17 protein-coding genes and 1 other annotated feature are annotated in these 18,238 nt (G+C 51.0%); of the genes, 8 read left to right on the top strand and 9 right to left on the bottom strand.

The window, feature by feature from the left end:
* Nucleotides 1-8: 8 nt before the first annotated feature.
* The 6 genes from thrC to yjjY form a co-directional block, all read right to left on the bottom strand.
* On the bottom strand, nt 9-1,295 hold the full coding sequence (thrC, locus tag ACLJTG_RS18915) for a threonine synthase (RefSeq protein WP_000781110.1): 1,287 nt from the start codon (nt 1,293-1,295) through the stop codon (nt 9-11).
* A 3-nt stretch (nt 1,296-1,298) separates the two neighbouring features.
* Nucleotides 1,299-2,228, bottom strand: a complete 930-nt coding sequence (thrB, locus tag ACLJTG_RS18910; protein WP_000241685.1) for a homoserine kinase — start codon at nt 2,226-2,228, stop codon at nt 1,299-1,301.
* A gap of 1 nt (nt 2,229) precedes the next feature.
* Entirely contained in the window at nt 2,230-4,692 is a 2,463-nt protein-coding gene (gene thrA, locus ACLJTG_RS18905; RefSeq protein WP_001264677.1) for a bifunctional aspartate kinase/homoserine dehydrogenase I, read from the bottom strand.
* Nucleotides 4,693-4,716: 24 nt separating this feature from the next.
* Nucleotides 4,717-4,837, bottom strand: a sequence feature (Thr leader region).
* Entirely contained in the window at nt 4,773-4,838 is a 66-nt protein-coding gene (gene thrL / locus ACLJTG_RS18900; protein WP_001575544.1) for a thr operon leader peptide, read from the bottom strand. Its footprint overlaps the feature before it by 65 nt.
* A 213-nt stretch (nt 4,839-5,051) precedes the next feature.
* On the bottom strand, nt 5,052-5,738 hold the full coding sequence (locus tag ACLJTG_RS18895) for a tRNA/rRNA methyltransferase (protein ID WP_001524204.1): 687 nt from the start codon (nt 5,736-5,738) through the stop codon (nt 5,052-5,054).
* Between the two features lie 399 nt (nt 5,739-6,137).
* Complete coding sequence (gene yjjY / locus ACLJTG_RS18890) at nt 6,138-6,278, bottom strand: protein YjjY (protein WP_001541509.1); 141 nt, start codon at nt 6,276-6,278, stop codon at nt 6,138-6,140.
* Nucleotides 6,279-6,373: 95 nt separating this feature from the next.
* Between yjjY and arcA the strand changes: the two genes are divergently transcribed.
* From arcA to sthE, 8 genes are all read left to right on the top strand, one after another.
* A complete protein-coding gene (gene arcA / locus ACLJTG_RS18885) occupies nt 6,374-7,090 on the top strand; it encodes a two-component system response regulator ArcA (RefSeq protein ID WP_001194359.1) in 717 nt (238 codons plus the stop codon).
* Nucleotides 7,091-7,356: 266 nt separating this feature from the next.
* The gene (locus tag ACLJTG_RS18880; RefSeq protein WP_000749515.1) at nt 7,357-7,671 is read left to right on the top strand and encodes a hypothetical protein; all 315 of its coding nucleotides are present in this window, start codon (nt 7,357-7,359) and stop codon (nt 7,669-7,671) included.
* Between the two features lie 384 nt (nt 7,672-8,055).
* Nucleotides 8,056-8,727, top strand: coding sequence for a winged helix-turn-helix transcriptional regulator (locus tag ACLJTG_RS18875; protein ID WP_000811635.1), 672 nt, complete (start codon nt 8,056-8,058; stop codon nt 8,725-8,727).
* A gap of 338 nt (nt 8,728-9,065) precedes the next feature.
* Nucleotides 9,066-9,611 carry a fimbrial protein gene (locus tag ACLJTG_RS18870; protein WP_000482239.1) on the top strand — a complete coding sequence of 182 codons (546 nt, stop codon included), beginning with the start codon at nt 9,066-9,068 and terminating at the stop codon, nt 9,609-9,611.
* 70 nt (nt 9,612-9,681) lie between these two features.
* On the top strand, nt 9,682-10,365 hold the full coding sequence (sthA, locus tag ACLJTG_RS18865) for a fimbrial biogenesis chaperone SthA (RefSeq protein ID WP_000680522.1): 684 nt from the start codon (nt 9,682-9,684) through the stop codon (nt 10,363-10,365).
* A 45-nt stretch (nt 10,366-10,410) separates the two neighbouring features.
* Nucleotides 10,411-12,948 (top strand): fimbrial outer membrane usher protein, encoded by a 2,538-nt coding sequence (locus ACLJTG_RS18860; protein ID WP_001160707.1) that lies wholly within the window; start codon nt 10,411-10,413, stop codon nt 12,946-12,948.
* A gap of 17 nt (nt 12,949-12,965) precedes the next feature.
* On the top strand, nt 12,966-13,523 hold the full coding sequence (locus ACLJTG_RS18855; RefSeq protein WP_001056980.1) for a fimbrial protein: 558 nt from the start codon (nt 12,966-12,968) through the stop codon (nt 13,521-13,523).
* A gap of 41 nt (nt 13,524-13,564) precedes the next feature.
* On the top strand, nt 13,565-14,650 hold the full coding sequence (gene sthE / locus ACLJTG_RS18850) for a fimbrial major subunit SthE (RefSeq protein ID WP_198898357.1): 1,086 nt from the start codon (nt 13,565-13,567) through the stop codon (nt 14,648-14,650).
* A gap of 57 nt (nt 14,651-14,707) precedes the next feature.
* On the opposite strand, the gene creD is transcribed toward sthE, so the two are convergent.
* Genes creD through creB form a run of 3 tightly spaced genes read right to left on the bottom strand, consistent with a single transcriptional unit; the run spans nt 14,708 to nt 18,228 of the window.
* Nucleotides 14,708-16,057 (bottom strand): cell envelope integrity protein CreD, encoded by a 1,350-nt coding sequence (gene creD, locus ACLJTG_RS18845; RefSeq protein ID WP_198898358.1) that lies wholly within the window; start codon nt 16,055-16,057, stop codon nt 14,708-14,710.
* Between the two features lie 57 nt (nt 16,058-16,114).
* On the bottom strand, nt 16,115-17,539 hold the full coding sequence (creC, locus tag ACLJTG_RS18840) for a two-component system sensor histidine kinase CreC (protein ID WP_198898359.1): 1,425 nt from the start codon (nt 17,537-17,539) through the stop codon (nt 16,115-16,117).
* Nucleotides 17,539-18,228, bottom strand: coding sequence for a two-component system response regulator CreB (gene creB, locus ACLJTG_RS18835; RefSeq protein ID WP_001187046.1), 690 nt, complete (start codon nt 18,226-18,228; stop codon nt 17,539-17,541). The genes creC and creB overlap by 1 nt, the downstream gene beginning before the upstream one ends.
* Nucleotides 18,229-18,238 lie beyond the last annotated feature (10 nt).

The following is an 18,238-nucleotide window of genomic DNA, read 5'->3' as shown; positions in this document are numbered from 1 at the left end:
CACAATGGTTACTGGCGGGTCATCATCAGCTTACGCAGGGCGGCAAAATCCGCAGGCAGATGATGTGAAAGCAGCGGCAGGTCGGCGCGTTCGGCGAGCGCTTCAGGCAAGGCCAGCGTTTCTCCCAGAATGGACTCCACGCTTTCTTTAAACTTCGCCGGATGCGCCGTTCCGAGAAACAAGCCATACTCGCCAGGGTTTAACTGGTCGCGTAATGCCCGATACGCTACCGCCGCATGAGGTTCCGAGATATAACCTTTCGCTTTCAGCTCGCGCATCGTCTGTTGTGTCGTAGTGTCATCCACCGCCGCATAGCCCAGCTCAGTCAGACGCCAGATTTTACGGCGGAATAGCTCCTCCACGCGCGGCCAGTTATTCGGCTGGCTGACATCCATCGCATTCGACAGGGTCGCCTGCGTCGCTTTCGGCGCCCACTTTCCGTCATGCAGAAAACGCGGCACCGTGTCGTTGACGTTGGTGGCGGCGATAAAACGTTTCACCGGTAGGCCTAACGACTTCGCCAGCAGCCCTGCCGTCAAATCGCCAAAGTTGCCGCTGGGGACGGAGATCACCAGTTGGTTACGCGCCCCCTGCGGCAGTTGCGCCACGGCTTCAAAGTAGTAGCAAATTTGCGCCAACAGGCGGCTGATATTAATCGAATTAGCCGAATTCAGCCCCAGCGCCGTTTTCAGTTCTTCGTCATCAAATGCCTGTTTCACCAGCGCCTGGCAAGCGTCGAAATCGCCGTCGATCGCCACGGTTTCAATGTTGCCGCCCAGCGTACAGAACAGTTTTTCCTGCAACGGACTGATTTTACCGCGCGGGTAGAGAATGACGACCCGCACATTTTCCAGGCCATAGAACGCGTGAGCCACCGCCGCGCCGGTATCGCCTGACGTTGCGGTCAGAATCGTCACCGGTTTGTCGCCGCTGATATGCGTCAGCATTTGCGCCATAAAACGCCCGCCGAAGTCTTTAAAGGCCAGCGTCGGACCATGGAACAGCTCCAGGCAGCCGACATCGCTTTCTACCTGCGCTACCGGCGCCGGGAACGCAAACGCCGCGCGGACGCGCTCTTCCAGAATTTGCTGCGGTATTTCATCGCCAATAAATGCCGAGAGAATCTTTGCGCTACGGCTGACAAAGTCCTGGTTGAGCATCTCATCAATTTCCGTCAGGCTAAACTCCGGCAGTTCGTGCGGAAAAAAAAGTCCCTGCTGTTTGCCCAGTCCTTGCGTGACGGCCTGCGCAAAGCTGACCTGCTCATTATGGTCTTTCAGATTATAGAGTTTCATTGATTATCCCACTACTCGTGCGCCCGCCGTATCCAGCCGGCAAATATGAACGAAGCCTTCCTGATTTTGCAGATAATGTTTGCTCAGCCAGTCCGCGACGCGCTGCGCCGTCTCCGGTTTATCGCATAGCGCAAACAGCGTCGGCCCCGACCCGGAAATCCCGCTCGCCAGCGCGCCGATCTCCGACACCGCCTGTCGCGCCTGGCTAAAGCCCGGCAGTAAACGCGCGCGGTATGGTTCGGCAATAACATCTTTCATCAGCGCGGCGGCAAGCTGCGGCTGCCGCGAGTAACAGGCGTGAATAAAACCGGCCAGATGCCGTCCATGCGCAATGCAATCCTGACGGCGATACTGCGCAGGCAAAATGGCCCGTGCTTCTGCGGTGGAAACTTTAATGCCCGGATAAGCCAGTACCCATAGCCACTCATCAAAGCCCGGCACCTGCTGACTAATAATGCCGTTTTCTTCAATCATCAACTGCATACCGCCAAGAAAGCACGGCGCGACGTTATCGTAATGGATGCTGCCGGAGATACGGCCTTCCAGCTCGCCCATCAGCGCCAACAGACGCGTGTCGTTTAACGGTTTGCCGCAGTGCTCATTCATCGCGACCAGCGCAGCGACGACGGAACAGGCGCTGGACCCTAACCCGGAACCAATCGGCATATTTTTTTCCAGCGTCATCGCCACCGGGATGGTTTTCCCCAATGCCTGGCAAAAACGTTCCCAGCACTGATAAACAATATTTTCACGCGGCTCCGGCGGCAGTTTATCGGCAAATCGCCCCAGGTTATGCAGACGGAAATGGTCCGCTGCTTCAACGGATACCACATCGCCCAGCAACGTGCCGTCAACGGGTGTGACGGCTGCGCCCAACACGTCGAAACCGACGCTCATGTTCGCGCTGGAAGCCGGGGCATACACTTTCACCATGTTAAACTCCTAACTTCCATGAGAGGGTCCGTAACAGATCGGCAAACACGCCCGCCGCCGTCACATCATTGCCTGCGCCGTAGCCGCGCAGCACCAACGGCAAGGGCTGATAATAGTGGCTGTAGAACGCCAGCGCGTTTTCACCGTTTTTCACTTTGAAGAGCGGATCGTTACCATCAACTTCGGCAATCTTCACGCGGCACACGCCATCCTCTTCGATATTGCCCACATAGCGCAATACCTTACCTTCATCACGAGCTTTCGCCACACGGGCGGCAAACGCGTCGTCAAGCTGCGGCAGATGCGCCATAAAGGCGGTCACATCGCCGGAGGCGTCAAACTCGTCCGGCAACACCGGTTCAATCACAATATCGGAAAGCTCCAGCTCGCGGCCCGTCTCGCGGGCGAGGATCAACAGTTTCCGCGCCACATCCATACCGGAAAGATCGTCGCGCGGATCGGGTTCGGTATAGCCCATCTCGCGCGCCAGGGCGGTCGCCTGTGAGAGACTCATCCCCTCTTCCAGTTTACCGAAAATAAAAGAGAGCGACCCGGAAAGAATGCCGGAAAATTTTTGCAGTTCATCACCCGCATTCAGCAGGTTTTGCAGGTTTTCGATTACCGGCAAACCGGCGCCGACGTTGGTGTCATACAAGAATTTGCGCCGTGATTGCGCGGCGGCGAAACGTAGCTGATGGTAGTAGTCCATCGACGAGGTGTTCGCTTTCTTGTTTGGCGTCACCACATGGAATCCTTCACGCAGGAAGTCGGCATACTGGTCGGCCACCGCCTGACTGGAGGTACAATCAACAATCACCGGATTGAGTAGATGATATTCTTTCACCAGGCGAATTAAGCGTCCCAGATTGAACGGCGCGTTCGCTTGCGCCAGTTCCGCCTGCCAGTTGTCCAGATTCAGTCCATGCACATTGGTTAGCAACGCCTTTGAGTTCGCCACGCCGCACACGCGTAGATCGATGTGCTTGTTCTTCAGCCAGGTTTGCTGACGTTTAAGCTGTTCCAGTAGCGCGCCGCCGACGCCGCCGACGCCAATGACAAACACTTCAATCACCTGATCGGTATTGAACAGCATCTGGTGCGTTACCCGCACGCCGGTGGTGGCATCGTCGTTATTCACCACCACAGAAATGGAACGCTCAGAAGATCCCTGAGCGATCGCCACGATATTGATATTAGCCCGCGCCAGCGCGGCGAAGAATTTCGCTGAAATGCCGCGTAGCGTGCGCATACCGTCGCCGACAACAGAGATAATCGCCAACCGCTCCGTAACCGCCAGCGGCTCCAGCAGCCCCTCTTTCAGCTCCAGATAGAACTCATCCTGCATCGCACGGCGGGCACGCGCGCAGTCACTCTGCGGCACACAGAAGCTGATGCTGTACTCAGAGGAGGACTGGGTAATGAGCACCACCGAGATCCCGGCACGAGACATGGCGGCGAAAACACGCGCCGCCATCCCAATCATCCCTTTCATTCCCGGGCCGGAGACGCTAAACATCGCCATGTTGTTAAGGTTAGAGATCCCTTTCACCGGCAGATTATCATCGTCGCTGGACGCGCCGATCAGCGTTCCTGGCGCCTGCGGATTACCGGTATTTTTAATCAGACAGGGGATCTGGAACTGGGCGATAGGCGTTATGGTGCGAGGGTGAAGGACTTTGGCGCCGAAGTAAGAGAGTTCCATCGCTTCCTGGTAGGACATCGATTTCAGCAGTCTGGCGTCCGGCACCTGGCGCGGGTCACAGGTATACACGCCATCGACGTCAGTCCAGATTTCACAGCAGTCAGCGCGTAAACAGGCGGCCAGCACGGCGGCAGAGTAGTCAGAGCCATTACGCCCCAGCACCACCAGTTCACCCTTTTCATTACCGGCGGTAAAGCCCGCCATCAGGATCATGTGATCGGCCGGGATCTGGCTGGCGGCGATACGGCGAGTCGATTCCGCGATATCGACGGTAGATTCAAGGTAATGGCCCACCGCCAGCAATTTTTCTACCGGATCGATCACCGTGACGCGATGCCCACGCGCCTCCAGAAGTCCCGCCATAATCGCGATCGACATTTTTTCGCCACGGCAAATCAGCGCGGCGTTGATGCTGTCCGGGCACTGACCCAGCAGGCTGATACCATGCAAAACATGTTTGATCTGAGCGAATTCTTGTTCGACAACCATTTTCAACCGTGCAAGCGGGAATCCCGGCTGCGCGCTGGCAAGTCCTGCGAGCAGGTCAGAAAAAATACGTTCGGCATCGCTGATATTCGGCAAAGCATCCTGACCGCCGATAGTTTTTTCAATCATCGCCACCAGATGGTTGGTAATTTTCGCGGGGGCGGAAAGTACGGTCGCTACCTGCCCTTGCCTGGCATTGCTTTCCAGAATATCGGCAACACGCAGAAAACGTTCTGCATTTGCCACTGATGTACCGCCGAACTTCAACACTCGCATGGTTGTTACCTCGTGATCTCTGGTCGAAAAAAAGCCCGCACTGTTCAGGTGCGGGCTTTTTTCTGTGTTTCCTGTACGCGTCAGCCCGCACCGTTACCTGTGGTAATGGTGATGGTGGTAATGGTGGTGGTGCTGATGCGGTTCATGGATGTTGTGTACTCTGTCATTTTTATTTGTCTGTCTTGTATTCCTATATTGGTTAAAGTATCTGCCCGCCTAAGTCAATAAATTTTTAAATTGATCACATTCCGAAACTTGTTCATGTGCTGCTGGCGATATATTTATTTTCAACCAATTCCCCCTGTCATGATCTCTTGCAACCAGACGCAATCTCTTATTATTTTAAAAATTACAGCACGTTATTTTGTTAGTTTTTTTTCAATATCATGAACCAAACGGTGCAACATTACCGTATCTCGCTGTCCCAGCAGGCCGATTCGCTGTTGTAGCCAGTCGGTTAATTTGTGGTCATCGGTCGCCTCCAGAGTCGTTAGCAGGCGTAAAAGGCGCGCGCGTAACGCCTGTAACTGCGATTCATCAGCAATATCAACGGATTCAGTGGTCTGTTGCATTAAACCTGCTAATTGATAGCAATACACCATGACTGCCTGTCCCAGATTGAGCGAAGGGTAATCCGCCGCCATCGGCACGCCGGTCAATACATCCGCCAGCGCCAGCTCGTCATTGGTCAGACCGGAATCCTCACGGCCAAAAACCAGCGCGGCATGACGCATCCAGCGTGATTTTTCCTGTAATAAGGGAACCAGTTCAGCGGGCGAAGCGTAGTAATGAAATTTTGCCCTACTGCGGGCTGTCGTCGCGACGGTAAAATCCACATCGTGGAGCGCGTCGGCAAGGGTGCGAAAAACCTCAATATTATCAATAATATCTCCAGATCCATGTGCGACCCAACGGGTGGCGGGCTCCAGGTGCGCCTGGCTGTCGACAATACGCAGGTCAGTAAATCCCATGGTCTTCATAGCCCGGGCGGCTGCGCCGATATTTTCCGCTCTGGCGGGAGCGACAAGAACGATTGTTACACGCATTTCATTACTCTTTTTGACTAATTTACAGGAAATTAGCTGGCGTTTGTAAGCATATTACGCTTCGCAAATTTACAAAATTTTAACGGATATCACTGAAAAAGCATTTTTGATTTCGTAAAAGACGCTACACTATTGCGTATCTGTACTATTGCTGTTTATGTTAACAGAACATCGTTATCCTGCTGTTTATCTAGGATAATTTAATTTAAAATAGATCCTGCTCTTTGGATTCATCGCATTTATTAGTTGGCTTACGTAACTAGTTGGAATATTGCAAATTTGTGATGAAAGCTAGCATTTAGCTACGATGATTTCATCAAACTGTTAACGTGCTACAATTGAACTTGATATATGTCAACGAAGCGTAGTTTTATTAGGTGTCCGGTACGTCTTAGCCTGTTATGTTGCTGTTAAAATGGTTAGGATGACAGCCGTTTTTGACACTGTCGGGTCCAGAGGGAAAGTACCCACGACCAAGCTAATGATGTTGTTGACGTTGATGGAAAGTGCATCAAGAACGCAATTACGTACTTTAGTCATGTTACGCCGATCATGTTAATTTGCGACATGCATCAGGCAGGTCAGGGACTTTTGTACTTCCTGTTTCGATTTAGTTGGCAATTTAGGTAGCAAACATGCAGACCCCGCACATTCTTATCGTTGAAGACGAGTTGGTAACACGCAACACGTTGAAAAGTATTTTCGAAGCGGAAGGCTATGATGTATTCGAAGCGACAGATGGCGCGGAAATGCATCAGATCCTCTCTGAATATGACATCAACCTGGTGATCATGGATATCAATCTGCCAGGGAAAAACGGTCTCCTGTTAGCGCGTGAACTGCGTGAACAGGCTAACGTTGCGCTGATGTTCCTGACGGGCCGCGATAACGAAGTCGACAAAATTCTCGGCCTCGAAATCGGCGCGGATGATTACATCACCAAACCGTTTAACCCACGCGAATTGACCATCCGTGCCCGCAACCTGCTGTCCCGTACCATGAACCTGGGTACCGTCAGCGAAGAGCGTCGTAGCGTTGAAAGCTACAAGTTCAACGGTTGGGAACTAGATATCAACAGTCGTTCACTGATCGGCCCGGACGGCGAGCAGTATAAACTACCGCGCAGCGAGTTCCGCGCGATGCTGCACTTCTGCGAAAACCCTGGCAAAATTCAGTCGCGCGCAGAGCTGTTGAAGAAAATGACCGGCCGCGAGCTGAAGCCGCATGACCGTACTGTTGACGTTACCATTCGTCGTATTCGTAAGCATTTCGAATCCACGCCGGATACGCCGGAAATCATCGCCACCATTCACGGCGAAGGTTATCGCTTCTGCGGCGACCTGCAGGATTAATTCGGCCCAGGCGCCGAACCGTAAAAACAGCCGGTAAGTTATTCTTACTGGCTGTTTCTTATGTCCCCCTTCCGCTAAGCGGCCTCGCTTTCCCTCCTGACCTGCCGTTATGACGTACTCTTTTACATAAAAATTGTCGTATAGCGCTGTTTATCTCAGCTTGCGAAAGTTAAGGTAGTTTGTGTATTTACATTAAAGAGTAATACACGGGATTTGTTAGTCCCCAAAAAATAAGGGGATGCTCACAGGACGTGAGGTTTCAAAGGATGAAAAAATCACCATTATGCTGCTACCTGTTTTGTGCAGCGATGTCAGCTTCATCAGCCGCGCTGGCTGCTACCGCGCCGGTCTCCGCAGGCGTTATTCATTTCAAAGGCCAGATTGTCGAATATGGTTGTAATCTTGCGCCTCACGATCGCAATATCGAGGTATCATGTTTGCGGAATAATATCCCCCATTTGCAGACAGTCGCCACACCGTCTGGAAACGCTATTTCGTTGATGAATGGAATCGCCACGGTACGGCACGTGTCGTTAAAAGATCATCCGGAGATTCAAAGCCTGATCGTCCAGTACCGCTAACCGCTTATGACTCCCGCCGGGAGGAGTTCCGGCAGGCGGCGATTTCGCTCAGTAAAACGCCGCCCGCCTGCATTTTGTACTTTTCTCTCATTCGTATCCTACAACAGCGATGTTCATCGCTTCGCTATCCTGTACGCTCTACGCGCTCGTTAAGCACGGTACCTATGATAGCTGTCATAAAATGATTGCAAATAAAATCATCACATTTACTATGGTTAACCTTACAAACAGCGTTGTCGCTCATGCATTGATAAGGTGAATACATTGACTTAAATATTCTTGTTGGCTATTTTAATTTACTTAATTATAATTTTAAGTGAATATTAAATTTATCTTTACCTTTTAATAGTCAACCACTTTATCAGCCATAATAATGGGGAAGATATGAAGCAGTTAAACGGCGGGAATGTGTATCGTCCCACAGGGAAAGAAAAAAACCTGCAAGCCATTTTAAATATTCATCGGCACGTTATTCAAAACATCTCCCCTGTCACTATTACGGCCGGTAAAACACTGGATATCAAGATTGATAATCAATCCCACATCCTGTTAATCACTAAAGGCGCTATTAAAGTATGTCGGCGTATCGACAGCATTGTAATGGGCTGCGGTGTCTCACCAATGATTTTAGGCCTTGTAGATGCCTATGCTGACTTATACCAGTTAGAAGAGAATTCAGACGTCTTTTTTATCGCCGAAACCACCTGTGAATATTATCCTGTCCCAGTAAAAGATTTTGTGGAAATAGCTGATGAAAAGCATCTCTGGCGTGACATTTCGAACATCCTGATGTACCGCATTGCTTTCATGACTAACCGTGACAGAAACCTTATCGGGCAGGACGCCTATAGCCAGATAAAAGCGCTGTTACTTGAACTGTGGTCGTATCCTGAAAGCTCACGATTTGAGATCAATGCACAGAACTTCATACAGCAGAGAACCGGGCTTTCACGCAGCCGTATCATGCAGGTACTTTCAGAACTAAAAGCGGGGGACTATATAAAAATACTGCATGGAAGACTGTTAGAGCTTCGAAACCTGCCGGTTTCATTTTAAACGGACAAGCGTCGTATATTATTAAAAATAAAGCAATATAGAGTTAAATAAATCCTCCAGGAAATAATAACTATTATCAAAAAAGAGATCTTGCTCTATAAATCCAGTCATCAACCATACTTCTTTAGTGGTATTTTATTAAACTTTGTTACCGGGTCCGAAACTGGACTGCCGTTCAATATTGCATCAGAATTTTTATTGAGTTCATAGTTGATATACGTAGAATAGCCGCCTGCTTATCTACAGAACAGAAAGAAGCGCATACAGAGTAAAATATAATATTTTATTTTATATGGCTATCTTTATTTTTCAGCGAATAGAATCAGGCAACAATTAATATGTTTAATAAGAAAATTATCATCCTGGCAATGTTAACTGCCGTAGCATCCACACCGGTATTTGCCCAGAACACGATTACGTTCAATGGCAAAATTTACGATCAGGCGTGTACGGTTCAGGTGAATGGCTCCACGGATACCACCATTGATTTGGGTAATTACAGCAAAGAACGCATCGCGGAAAAAGGCGCCACAACCGATTACGTGCCGTTTACCGTAAGCCTGGTTAGCTGCCCGGAAGCAGGGACTGGCGTACCAACCCAAGCCATGTTCCGCTTCCACGGCGCAACAGATGATTCTAACCCAACGTACTTCAAAAACGCGGACGAAGGATCGGAAACGGGCGCCGCGGGTGTCGGTATTTCTATTCAGAACGCTTCACATAGCGATGTGACAGATAACACGGATGATGCCGCAGTGAACCTGCCAACCGACGGCTCGACAGCAGACTTTACCTATTACGCCGCCATGGCAAACGATGGTTCCGCAACCGTAACCGGTGGAGATGTTAGCACTCAGGTTACGTATACCGTTTCGTATCAGTAAGGCATTCTCATCCTGATGTGGACAGGCAGGATGCCAGTCCATAGCGCAAAACATCTTTACAGAGTAAAAAATGAAACACATAAAGAAATCCGTGTTGGTCGTATTACTGACAAGCCATGTTGCCCATGCCAGCATTGTTGTTGGCGGAACCCGACTGGTTTTCGACGGCAATAATGATGAGTCGTCAATCAATGTAGAGAATAAAGACAGCAAAGCGAATCTTGTTCAGTCATGGTTATCGGTTGCCGATCCCCAGGTCACAAATAAGCAGGCGTTTATTATCACCCCGCCTCTTTTTCGCCTTGATGCCGGGCAAAAGAACAGCATTCGGGTTATTCGCTCTGGCGCCCCTCTACCTGCAGATCGGGAGTCTATGTACTGGCTCAATATTAAGGGTATTCCTTCTATTGATGATAATGCCTCCGCGAACCGCGTGGAAATCTCCATTAATACCCAAATAAAGCTTATTTATCGACCGCCAGCATTAACAAAATCAACGCCTGATAGCCAGAGCCAACAATTAAAATGGCAGACGGCAGGTGATGTTATTACCGTAAATAACCCCACTCCCTATTATATGAACTTTGCCAGTGTGACGCTTAACAGCCATGAAGTGAAATCAGCGACCTTCGTTCCGCCAAAATCATCAGCGTCATTTAAATTGGGTTCTACTGCCGCCCCTCATGGCACGGTAACGTGGCGATTAATCAGCGATTATGGGATGAGTTTAGAGCCGCATTCCGGTTCATTCTAGCCATTAACGACTTCACTTTACTTTTACCCTTTCAGGACTTTTACTGTGCAATTCTCCAGAGTAGAGCCCCGTTCTCAATTAGCGTTATCGTTTCTCTTTATATGCTGTTCCATAAAACCAGCGTTAGCGCATGATCATTTTAATCCATTATCGTTGGAAAATGATGAACCGGGCGTGGAGAATGTCGATCTATCGGTTTTCGAAAAGGGGGGGCAGGCAGAAGGCACCTATAATGTTGATATTTATATTAATAACACCAGTGTTGAAACAAAAAATATTGCCTTTAAAAATAAAAAATCAGCAGATAATAAGCTCTCCCTACAGCCATGTCTTAGCGTTGAACAACTCAAGCAGTGGGGCGTAAAAACAGAAAACTTCCCCGAGCTTAAAAATGACCCAAACGGGTGTACCGATCTTAGTCTGCTGGCTGGCGCTGTAGCAAAGTTTAATGTCATCGGTAACCGGCTGGATTTAGCGATCCCTCAAATCGCGTTGATCGCCGACCCGCGAGAATTCGTCCCTACCAGCGAATGGGATGAAGGCATTAATGCTTTTTTGCTGAACTACAGTTTTACCGGATCGCAGGATCACGATATTGATGAAAACCGGACGGAAAATAGCGAATACGCTAACCTGCGCCCTGGTATTAACATTGGCGCATGGCGTTTTCGTAACTACTCAACATGGAATCACGATAGCGATGGGCAAAATAGCTGGGATTCTGCCTACACCTATGTTTCTCGCGATATCGAATTTTTAAAAGGACAGCTGATCGCCGGGGAAAATAACACGCCCGCGGACGTCTTTGACAGTATTTCATTTAAGGGCGTACAGATCTCTTCTGATGACGATATGTTGCCGGACAGTATGAAAGGGTTCGCCCCGGTCATTCGCGGGGTGGCCAAAAGCAGCGCGCAGGTAACCGTTGAACAAAACGGTTATACCATCTACAAAACTAACGTTCCGGCGGGTCCATTCGCCATCAACGATCTTTATCCAACCGGCGGTTCGGGCGACCTGTACGTCACCATCAAAGAATCCGATGGTTCTGAACAGCATTTCATTGTGCCCTACGCCAGCGTTCCGGTATTACAGCGTGAAGGCCACCTGAAATACGACCTGACGGTAGGCCGCACGCGTTCATCAGATACGCATTCCGCGCAACAGAACTTCGCTGAACTGACGGCCTTATACGGATTAGCAGGCGGCATAACCGCCTATGGCGGAATAGAGAGTACGCTGAGCAATGATGTTTATCATGCGGCGCTCATCGGGACAGGCTTAAACCTTGGCGATCTGGGCGCATTGTCTTTAGACGTCACCAACTCATGGTCAAAAATTAAAGCAGGCGATGTGGTTAGCGATACGCTTACCGGACAATCCTGGCGTATTCGTTACAGCAAAGATATTCAGTCAACAGGCACCAATTTCACTGTCGCCGGCTACCGTTATTCGACCAAAGATTACTACGCTCTTGAGGATGTGCTGGATACCTATAGCGATAATAGTCACTATGATCATGTACGTAATCGCACCGACCTGTCGTTATCGCAAGACATTATCTACGGTTCCATTTCACTCACTTTATATAATGAAGATTACTGGAATGACACTCATACCACATCATTAGGTATTGGCTATAACAACACATGGCATAACGTAAGCTATGGCATTAACTATTCTTATACGCTGAACGCCGATAATTCTCAGGATGAAGACGACGATACGGAAGACAGTAATGACCAGCAAATTTCAATCAATATTAGTATTCCGTTAGATGCCTTTATGCCGTCAACGTATGCCACCTACAATATGAACTCCGCGAAAGACGGCGATACCACGCATACTGTCGGTTTAAACGGAACAGCGCTGGCACAGAAAAATCTCTCATGGAGCGTTCAGGAAGGTTATTCCTCTCAAGAGAAAGCCACCAGCGGTAATGTGAGCGCAACCTATAACGGGACGTATGCGGATATTAACGGCGGATATAGCTACGATAATCATATGCGTCGCCTGAATTATGGCGTTCAGGGCGGCGTACTGTTACATCGAAATGGCCTGACACTATCCCAGCCAATGGACGACACCATCATATTGGTTAAAGCCCCTGGCGCAGCGGGTGTCCCCGTGAATAACGAAACGGGCGTGGACACCGATTTTCGGGGTTATGCCGTCGTACCTTATGCTTCGCCTTACCATCGTAATGAAGTGTCTTTAGATACGACAGGTATTAGAAAAAATATTGAGCTCATTGATACCAGTAAAACGCTGGTGCCTACCCGTGGCGCGGTGGTCAGGGCTGAATATAAAACCAATATTGGCTACAAGGCATTGATGGTATTAACCCGCATAAACAATCTGCCTGTTCCTTTTGGCGCGACCGTCTCGTCTTTAACAAAACCAGACAATCACAGCAGTTTTGTTGGTGATGCGGGGCAAGCCTGGTTAACCGGACTGGAAAAACAAGGGCGGTTATTAGTGAAGTGGGGGCCAACAGCAGCAGACCGGTGTCAGGTCTCTTATCGTATACCGAGCTCCCCCTCCGCTTCTGGCGTAGAAATCTTACACGAGCAATGCCAGTGATTCTGGTGGGATAAAAGATGAATATGAACAGATTTGCTGCATTAGCCGCCCTGTTAACGTTCACGGGTCTGGCATTATGGTCGCCCTCGATCAGCGCGGCATACAATACCGCAGATGCCGTAGACATTAACGTTACGGGATTAATTTATGCCGATCCGTGTACCGTGACGGTCCCCGACACGATCTCTCTTGGACAATATGCCCGGGCGGATATCGCCGTGGCCGGTGGCAATACCGCCACCATTCCTTTCACCATAAAAATGACGAATTGCCCGGCAACGACCACAAAAGCCGCGATTTCATTTAATGGCGTACCTTATCCCGATCCAAATTATGCTTCTGCGATTTATGCAAACAGCGCGGCCAATCCGGCGCAGGATTTAGGATTACAGCTTTTTAACCTGGACGGTAAAAGTCTGGTCAATCTGGCCAACAACGTCACTTACACGGTAGATATCAACAGTAATACCCATGAAGCCAATTTGCCTGTCGCCGCAAGGATGTATACCCCGTATGGAAAAGTCACGGCAGGGGATTTCACGTCCGTTGTGACGATCACTATCGCATGGCAATAACATCTTTCTATTTTCACCTGGTATAAAAGCAGGAATTTTTCATGAGAAGGTTATATCTGGCGCTTATTCTGCTGTTCGCGTATTCCGGTCATGGTTACGCCTCCTGTAAACGTTCCGGAAATGAAGGCGCGATCACTATCACCCCGCCGTCGCAGCTTGTGGTGGATAGCCACGCCTATACCGCAGGCGAAGTGTTGTGGCAATCGGGCTGGGTTTCCACCTCCGAAGTCACAATGGATGGCTGTAGTCGCGATTATAAGGTCGGTTTTTTATATGAACCCGGTAGCGCGCAGTCAAATACATCAGCGACAATCAATGCGAATGACGGGAACAACACGCCGGTATTTAGCACCGGGATTTCCGGCGTGGGCATTGCGATTAAAACCCAAACGAATGCTGGCCCTTACGATAATGTCATGCCAATCGATAATACCTACCATAATGGCGATGGCAATAAAACACACCATGCGATGGCTCCCGCCTACAATGTTGAACTGGTCGCCTTAGGCGGTCCGATCACCTCCGGTACCGCGACATTCCAAAGCCCACTGGCGCGCGTATCTTTTCGCGATAGCGCAACGGAAGACTCCGGCGGCGATATCCTGACCCATCTGTATTTGGGGAATACGCAATTGATTATGAAAGCGATGGGATGTCAGGTAGAAACACCTGCCATCACCGTGGATTTAGGCAGCGTCAATTTAGGCAGTTTCGCTAACAGTCAAACTGCGGGCACAGGCGAGCAGGATATCTTATTGACCTGCGAACAAGGCACCGCTATCTCCGCATCGTTAAGCGCCCAACCGGCCAGCGGAAATAACCCTGATAATTCAGTCATCCAGTTGAGCAATGCAAGCGCGCCAACCAGCGCAACCGGCGTTGGCGTACAGTTGGGTATTCAGGCGCCGGACGCCGGTTTCTTTACCGACAGTTTGCCAATCAATCAAAAAATTGATCTCTTTACTCACACGATTACCACCAATGCCGATGGCAGCCAGACGGTTAACGGCGGAACCATGAATATGTCGACCACCCTGAAAATTAGCGCGCGCTACTATAAAACCGCCGCCACGGTAACGGCCGGGCAAGCGAATGCCACGGCAACATTAAACCTGACCTATAACTAACGGCATCACATTTTCTGGCGCTGCGCGGGAAAACGTTAACGCGCGCGCCCGTTAGATTTATTTCCACAAACGTAATTCGTCATCTTGTACTGGCGGTAATGACTTACGTTGCTGACAAGAGAGCGAATACCAGTCCAGATGGCGCGTCAGGAACATCACGCCGCCAAGCGCCAGTAGCAGAACGCCGGTACCCAGAAGCAACGAGCTATCTTCCGAACGCAGCAATCCCCACATCACGCCATCCAGCGCCAATAACGCTAACGTAAACAGTACGCTATTGCGCCATCCTTTCAGCACCGCCTGCAAATAAACGCTATTCATCAACGCGCCCACCAGGCTGGCGGCGATCCAGGCTGGCGTGAAACCGATATGTTCCGACAGTGCCAGCAATAGCAGGTAGAACATCACCAGCGATAACCCCACCAGCAGATACTGCATCGGGTGTAACCGCTGCCCCGTCAGGGTTTCGAAGACAAAGAAAGCCATAAACGTTAGCGTAATCAACAAAATGGCATATTTCGTCGCTCTGTCCGTCAGTTGATACTGATCGGCTGGCGTCGATACAGCGACGCTAAACGCCGGTAAGTTGTCCCAATCCACCTTTTGCGCATCAGCAAACTGTTCGCCGAGATTCGTGGCAAACCGGCTGGTTTGCCACTGGGCCTGAAATCCTGAACCGCTGATTGCGCGTTTACCGGGAAGAAAATCCCCCACAAAATTTGGGTGCGGCCAGTTGCTGGTCAGGGTCATTTCACTGCTACGCCCGACGGGAACCAGTGAAAAGCTGCCGGTTCCGCTTAAATTTAGCGACATATCCAACGTCAGGTTGCGCGTCGCCCACTGACTGTCCGGCAGCGGGATATGAATGCCCTCTCTACTTTCCGGTAAGCCGGTCCCCGGTTCTACAGTGAGCATTTCACCATTCACCTGCGGCGCTTTTACTGCGCTGATACCGCGCGCATCGCCGACGCCCACGACGATAAAGGGCTTTCCAAGGGTAATGTTCGGTCTGTTCAGCTCATGCAGACGGGCCACATCAAACTCCGCCTTTATCGCCATATCGGTATGCCACACCTGCCCCTGATAAATACCTATTTTTCGCGCTTCAACGTTTTGATTGCCTTCGACCAATAGCGACTCCGGCAGCCAAAAATAGAGATAGCTGCGCTTATACTGGACCTCTTTCTCCTCTTCCAGCACGGTATAGAGCTCTGTCACCGGAATCGCCACCAGCGGGCCGACAACCTTTTGTGGGCCGCTGGTACTCTGACGAATAGCATTCTCCACATGGCTTCGATAATCAGCACGCTCCACGATGGTGTGCCGTACCATCATCAGGGGAATTAACAGCAGGATCATGGCGCCGCCTAACGTAATCATTTTCCACAACAGGGGGGATTTCAACATAGCGTTCTCCTTTGCAATGCCAGCAGTGTAAGAACGCGATGTGGGGAGAATTTGAAGTTATGTGAAGTGACGGTGAAGTGTCAACGAGGCCAGCACGCCGCCTTCGGGACGATTGCACAACGTCACCTCACCGTTGAGGAGCCGCGCCGCCTCGCTGACAAACGCCAGTCCAAGCCCGCTGCTTTTACGCCCGTTTTCGCGGGGCAACGAATAGAATCGGTCGAAAATGCGCGGCAGCGCAAAATCAGGAATACCACAGCCGGAATCCGTCACCTGCAGGATCGCTTTCTCTCCCATCGGTTGAGCGCTTAATGTGATAACGCCATTTTCAGGCGTAAAGTCGATGGCATTGTCCAACACATTGCCCAGCGCCTGCGCCAGAAGCTCCGCGTCGGCGACGACAACCAGCGAGGAAGGCCGTAGAGTAAGCGTGATCTTTTTTGCCACCAACTGAATACTGCGTGCCTCGCTAAGCTGCGTAAATAGCTCATCAACAGCAACCGGCGCGAGAGGGATATCCTGTCGGTTTTCCAGCCGCGCCTGGCGTAGCAGGGTTTCTACCAGCGCCTGCATTCGCGTATTTTGCGCCAGTATATTCTCTGTAAAGCGGGTAACCACATCCGCGGGCGGTCCTTCACGCAGAATCTCCGCCGCGCCGCGTATCGCCGCCAGCGGACTTTTCAGCTCATGAGTCAACGCATACACATACTGCTCAATCTCATTCTTGCCTTCCAGCTTAATGCGCATACTCTCCAGCGCCTGCGCCAGTTTACGCAGCTCGCTGCTGCCTAATGCAGGTAACGCAAGCGGGCGGTTTTCGGTGACGGAATCCGCATAGCGCGTCAACCGGGCGATGGAGCGGTTAATCCACCAGACCATCCCCGCGCCAATCGCCAGCGCAATTCCCAGTAAAACGGCGCTGGCCCACAGAATGCGCCGTTCGCTGCGCTTAATCACCGGCGCCATTGCCGCATTCGGTTTACCGACAGACAGTACACCGATAATCCGTCCATCGCTGATTATCGGCGCGGCTACGTACATCACGGTGCTATTGGGATCGGCAGCATCTTTTGCCGTGCTGCGGGCGCCATACTGTCCGCGCAGCGTAAGCCAGACGTCATTCCAGCGAGAATAATCCTGTCCCACCGCTTTGTTTTCCGAATCAAACAACACCTTCCCCTGCGCATCCGTCATATAGACATGGTATTCATTGCGCACTTTGACGATCCCGCTGATATTGGCGCGAAACGGGCGATGTTGCAGTTGGGCGAATGCCTTCGCCAGCTGGCCGTCAGTCGGGTTGCCGGAAAGGAGATCGTCGCGGGCCAGCGCCGCCAGCAGCGTCGCGGTGTCAATCAGCGTCCCTTCCGTCGCGCGGCGGACGCCCGGCTTTATCTCCTGAACGAAGATAGACAGCACAAACACGGCGGCGACGGCGACAATAAGAAAGTAGCCCAGCAGCAAACGCATTCCGATGCGCATCAGACGCTCCTCAGGCTGTATCCCATCCCACGATGCGTGTTAATTGGCGAGAGATCCGGGTTGATCGCGCGTAGCTTAGCGCGCAGGGTTTTGATGTGTGTATCGACCGTCCGATCGAAGGTCTCCTGGGCATCAGACCAGACAATATCCATCAATTGCTGGCGCGAGTACACGCGCTCCGGCGACAGCAGCAGGGTTTTAAGGAGCAGAAACTCATAACGCGTCAGCGAGAGCGGCGTACCAAACCAGGCGATCTGCGCCGCCGGTTCATTGAGTTCAAAATGTCCGGTACGCACCACCGGCGACGGCGCAGCAAACTTTTTCACCCGGCGCAGCAGCGTGCGCACGCGGGCGCTCACTTCGCGCGGCGAGAACGGCTTGGCGACATAATCATCTGCGCCAATCTCCAGACCAAGCAATCGATCCACTTCATCGCTACGGGCAGTCAGGAAAAGAATCGGCAGCGCAGGATGGCGTTCCAGCAACTGCCGACACAGCTCAAAGCCGCTGATATCCGGTAGTCCCACATCGAGAATCACCGCATCCGGCCGTTGCTGACGCGCTTTTTCCAGCGCGGGCAGCCCGCGAGCGAATAGCTCAACGGTAAACCCTTCCAGTTGCAGGGTGTAGATGAGCGTATCGGCGATTCCCTGTTCATCCTCGACTAACCAGACCTGCGGTTGCTGCATACTCTTTCCC

Source organism: Salmonella sp. SAL00672 (genome assembly GCF_046552175.1).
GTDB classification, from domain to species: domain Bacteria; phylum Pseudomonadota; class Gammaproteobacteria; order Enterobacterales; family Enterobacteriaceae; genus Salmonella; species Salmonella enterica.
The sequence above is the reverse complement of the archived record's forward strand: the minus strand, read 5'-3'. Positions and strand labels throughout refer to the sequence as shown.

Coding starts and splice junctions, on each gene's coding strand:
- ACLJTG_RS18855 (WP_001056980.1), top strand. CDS start 12,966: ATGAATATGAACAGATTTGCTGCATTAGCCGCCCTGTTAACGTTCACG.
- ACLJTG_RS18875 (WP_000811635.1), top strand. CDS start 8,056: ATGAAGCAGTTAAACGGCGGGAATGTGTATCGTCCCACAGGGAAAGAA.
- sthE (WP_198898357.1), top strand. CDS start 13,565: ATGAGAAGGTTATATCTGGCGCTTATTCTGCTGTTCGCGTATTCCGGT.
- ACLJTG_RS18895 (WP_001524204.1), bottom strand. CDS start 5,738: ATGCGTGTAACAATCGTTCTTGTCGCTCCCGCCAGAGCGGAAAATATC.
- arcA (WP_001194359.1), top strand. CDS start 6,374: ATGCAGACCCCGCACATTCTTATCGTTGAAGACGAGTTGGTAACACGC.
- thrB (WP_000241685.1), bottom strand. CDS start 2,228: ATGGTGAAAGTGTATGCCCCGGCTTCCAGCGCGAACATGAGCGTCGGT.
- ACLJTG_RS18870 (WP_000482239.1), top strand. CDS start 9,066: ATGTTTAATAAGAAAATTATCATCCTGGCAATGTTAACTGCCGTAGCA.
- thrC (WP_000781110.1), bottom strand. CDS start 1,295: ATGAAACTCTATAATCTGAAAGACCATAATGAGCAGGTCAGCTTTGCG.
- sthA (WP_000680522.1), top strand. CDS start 9,682: ATGAAACACATAAAGAAATCCGTGTTGGTCGTATTACTGACAAGCCAT.
- thrA (WP_001264677.1), bottom strand. CDS start 4,692: ATGCGAGTGTTGAAGTTCGGCGGTACATCAGTGGCAAATGCAGAACGT.
- creB (WP_001187046.1), bottom strand. CDS start 18,228: ATGCAGCAACCGCAGGTCTGGTTAGTCGAGGATGAACAGGGAATCGCC.
- creD (WP_198898358.1), bottom strand. CDS start 16,057: ATGTTGAAATCCCCCCTGTTGTGGAAAATGATTACGTTAGGCGGCGCC.
- ACLJTG_RS18880 (WP_000749515.1), top strand. CDS start 7,357: ATGAAAAAATCACCATTATGCTGCTACCTGTTTTGTGCAGCGATGTCA.
- yjjY (WP_001541509.1), bottom strand. CDS start 6,278: ATGACTAAAGTACGTAATTGCGTTCTTGATGCACTTTCCATCAACGTC.
- creC (WP_198898359.1), bottom strand. CDS start 17,539: ATGCGCATCGGAATGCGTTTGCTGCTGGGCTACTTTCTTATTGTCGCC.